Source organism: Luteibacter sp. P4_D7_3, assembly GCF_056401735.1.
This window is the reverse complement of record NZ_JBFUIT010000374.1, coordinates 1-3,515: the sequence shown is the minus strand read 5'-3', so window position 1 is coordinate 3,515 and position 3,515 is coordinate 1. Positions and strand designations below refer to the sequence as shown.

At 61.6% G+C, this 3,515-nt stretch carries 5 protein-coding genes; 2 read left to right on the top strand and 3 right to left on the bottom strand.

Annotation, left to right across the window (positions count from 1 at the left end; all coding sequences use genetic code 11):
• From AC1DSN_RS20105 to AC1DSN_RS20095, 3 genes are all read right to left on the bottom strand, one after another.
• The coding region (locus AC1DSN_RS20105; protein ID WP_477332459.1) for a hypothetical protein at window positions 1–203 on the bottom strand (203 nt) is incomplete at its 3' end.
• Window positions 204–497: 294 nt separating this feature from the next.
• The gene (locus AC1DSN_RS20100; protein WP_477296982.1) at window positions 498–671 is read right to left on the bottom strand and encodes a TetR family transcriptional regulator; all 174 of its coding nucleotides are present in this window, start codon (window positions 669–671) and stop codon (window positions 498–500) included.
• A complete protein-coding gene (locus AC1DSN_RS20095; protein WP_477296981.1) occupies window positions 668–925 on the bottom strand; it encodes an IclR family transcriptional regulator domain-containing protein in 258 nt (85 codons plus the stop codon). The genes AC1DSN_RS20100 and AC1DSN_RS20095 overlap by 4 nt, the downstream gene beginning before the upstream one ends.
• A gap of 186 nt (window positions 926–1,111) precedes the next feature.
• On the opposite strand from AC1DSN_RS20095, the gene AC1DSN_RS20090 reads away from it, so the two are divergent.
• Entirely contained in the window at window positions 1,112–1,492 is a 381-nt protein-coding gene (locus AC1DSN_RS20090) for a hypothetical protein (protein WP_477296979.1), read from the top strand.
• Between the two features lie 467 nt (window positions 1,493–1,959).
• Window positions 1,960–3,399 (top strand): APC family permease, encoded by a 1,440-nt coding sequence (locus AC1DSN_RS20085; protein WP_477332457.1) that lies wholly within the window; start codon window positions 1,960–1,962, stop codon window positions 3,397–3,399.
• Window positions 3,400–3,515 lie beyond the last annotated feature (116 nt).

Genomic DNA, 3,515 nt, shown 5'->3' with positions numbered 1-3,515 from the left:
TGCTTGGTCTGCTCCTGGGGTGGGACGTGATAGTTCACCCCGGTGACCTTGACGCCTCGTTTCCGGCAGGTGTCGGTTGAGCAGAGGAAGCTCAAGGCGCCGCGCTCAGGTCTGGCGAAATAAAACAGCATGGCTCCCGTTATCGGAAGAACCTCCTCCGCTTCTATGCAGTAGGCGTGCGTTATCCGCTTATTGCTCTTCATTCGCATCCGCTACCTATGTCTATCTCGACGCCCGCGAGGAGGGTGACCCCATCACTACCAGTGAGCGATGGTAGGTGAAATCACCCCATTTGCCATGGAGGGACGCAGGAGGCTTTGTGTGCGCTGCCTGGAGCGCGCCGGAGACGGCTACAAGTGACAAAGCAGCAATAAACCACATCTGACCTCCGTGAGAGATGACATTCAGGGGTTAAAAATACACGGCCGACCTCGGGCTATCCAGGTCGTCGCCAGACCTGCGGTCAGGCAGAGCCTAGAACCTCGACCAGATGTCGCTCACGGCTGCCTCGAAAAGCGATTCCTTGCTGCCGAACTGGTTGTACACCGTTGCTTCGACGCCTGCGCCGAGCGTGCGATATGCGACATCGTCGCTCCCGCGTAGCCTCGCTCGAGAAACGTCGCGGTCGCGCCTGCGACAATCGAACGACGTTTGCTCGCCTGGGCGTTCACCGTGCTGCCATCCCTACTTTCGCCTCGATGGCGTCACGGCAACGCAGTAACCCAGCTTTGAGCGCGATCGCGGGTTTGCGATGGATTGTCGGGCGTGGGCGTTTCGGCGGCAGTACGCTCGCCAGGCGATCGGCCGGAAGCACCTGCAGAAGAGACCGACCGATGGCGCTGAGGTAGGCGGGCACCTGGATGCCGATCGGGACGACGACACGCAGCTCACGCTCGAACGCGACGCAATCGACGATGTTGCGCACGGGACATCTATCCGCATGAGGCCGGCGAGCTCAGGAGTGGCGACCGCCAGGAAGCGGTGTCGAGGCATGGCAATAGCGCCGATGCCGTGATGTCGACGTGTCGGGTACGGTCCCTCGTCGGACCACCGTTACCCTGCTCCGGCGCCTTATACTGCCGCGCTCACAAACCCGGCTGGTCCCATTCCGATGCGCCTTTCTCTCCTGCTTTCTATAGCCCTGCTGATGCCCTTCGTTGCCCCCGCAAGTCAGGAACCGGAGCGCGACTACACCGTCATGGTCCGCCAGACGCTCCTGACCGGCGCATTGCCCAAGCGCGTTCCTCCGCTCCAATGCACCGAAGGCGATGAAGACCGTACGCCGCACACGCAGAAGCCCCTGCCCTGGGGTCCGGCGCAGGTGTGGGAGCAAACCTGGGCCAGCACGGGCCAGGAGCCGGTCGTCTGCCGTCAGGGCGACAACATCCTGGTGACCTTGAAGCCGCCCGTCGACCAGAAACCGTCGGATGCGGTCGTTCCTCAGATCGAGAATCTCGGCAATAGCGTGCGGGTGACGATCCGCCGCAATTGAGACGCCTGCCTAGCGAGTTCGATGCAGGGTAAACGTGGTGGAGACTTCCTGTGAGAAGCAGTCATCGTCGGGCTCAAGTGAGAGCGTCCAGGAAACGTCGACGTGCGACTCGCGAAGCACCACTCCAGATAGTCAAAGCTAGTCGCCGGGACCGGCGCGGCGGCGTATCTTATCCAGGCTTCTGCTTCAGACGCGCCTTTCTTGCTTAGTGCTTGCCGCTGAACAAGGGCATGGGTGAGTCCGGTATCGATGGGCGCCTACGAATGCCTCATGCCAACGATCCCGGCTTGCAAAGCTCTCGCTCGTACAACCGACGCGCCCTGCAGTTTCTGTACTGCTTTTACCTTTGAGTACGCCGTCATGCGTTTCATGTCATAAACCGACACGCGCCCTGCACTGCTGTAAAATGACCGGCTGCGCTTTCGAGAAGCGCACGCTCGCCATCCGTACTGCACCCAGGAGTTACCGTGAGCCGTTCGGCCGCCGCGCAATCGCCAAAGTCCCACAAGCTTTCTACCCAGTTCATTGTCTTCATGGTGCTCGCGGCTGCAGCGCCACTGGCCTCGATGATTGGCAACCTCCCGATCGCCATCTCACGTGGCACGGGCGGAAACGTACCCGTCGCGTTCCTGATCGCCGGCCTGATCCTGATCGCGTTTACCACCGGCTACGCCTTCATCGGCCGTCGGGTTGTCAGTACCGGTGCGTTCTATACCTATGTCGCCGAAGGCCTGGGCAAGCCACTCGGCGTCGGGACCGCCTATAGCGCGATCCTGTCCTACGGCGCGTTCACCTTTGGTCTCGCGGCGGCGTGCGGGTACTTTGACGAGCAGGTCTCGATCGCGGTCGGCCACAGGGTCGATTGGACCATCTGTGCCGCCGTGTCTGTCGTGCTCGCCGGCATTCTCAACTATCGATCGATGGATGCTTCGACCAAGTTGCTGGCCGTCATCATCATCGTCGAGACCGCGGTGCTCGTCGTTTTCGATGTCAGTGTCATCGCAGCGAAGGGATGGGCGGCGTTCCCCCTCGCCTCCTTCGCGCCCAGCCAGTGGCTGGCACCTGGCGTCGGCGTCTCGCTGATGACGGCGTTCACGTGCTTCGTCGGGTTCGAATCGGGTGCCCTTTATTCAAAGGAAGCCGCTGACCCTGTACGGAGCATTCCGCTGGCCAGCTATGTCTCGGTCATCCTGATCGGTTCGTTTTACTTGATGACCGCGTGGATCACCGTTGGCGCGCTCGGCGTCGGCGAGGCGAAGGCGACGGCCGTCGCTCATGGCGGCACACTCATTCTGGACCTCATCAAGCAATATGACGGGCAGACCGCATCCGATATCGCCGGTGTGCTGCTGTGCACGTCGATGCTGGCGACCTATATCGCGATTCATGCCGCCGCCTCTCGCTACGTGTTCGCGCTGGCTCGCGAAGGCTTGCTGCCGCGGATGCTCGCCCGGTTCGACGAGGCTCGCAATGTCCCGGTGGCGGCAACCCTCTGCATGTCGGCTGCGACGGTCGTTTGTCTTGCTGGTATCGCTTCTACGCGAACCGATCCCTATGCCGCGATTATTCCGGTACTGATCGGCATGGGTACGCTGGGAATCATCGCGCTTCAGGCAGCGGCGGCGATCGCTATCGTTTTTTATGTCGTTCGGCGTAGGCGTGAAGCGGGGCCGGTCGTTCTCATTTCGTCGGTGTGTGCGGCGATTGGGCTTTCCGTCGCGCTGACGACCGTGTGTGTCAACTTTACTTTGCTGTCGACGGTGAATACGCCGTTCGTGGCGTGGTTGCCGGCGCTGTATCTGGTAACGCTTGCGGCTGGGCTTGGCTTCAGTGTCTGGCTGCGGCGGGCGCGTCCCGGGCAGTACGCTCAGTTGGCGTTGGTTGAGCATCGGGAGACTGCGGGCTGACCTCCTGGCTTTTGCGAGCGCTCCGAACCATGGTTGAATTTCTCGCTTTCCTGGTCAGCGCCGTCACGGATTCCTGGGGTCAGGCTGGGCAACGCAGGACCTGGTGGATCCTGGGC

What these genes read in the sequence shown, in the direction of transcription:
- AC1DSN_RS20090 (WP_477296979.1), top strand. Translation starts at nt 1,112, where the DNA reads ATGCGCCTTTCTCTCCTGCTTTCTATAGCCCTGCTGATGCCCTTCGTT.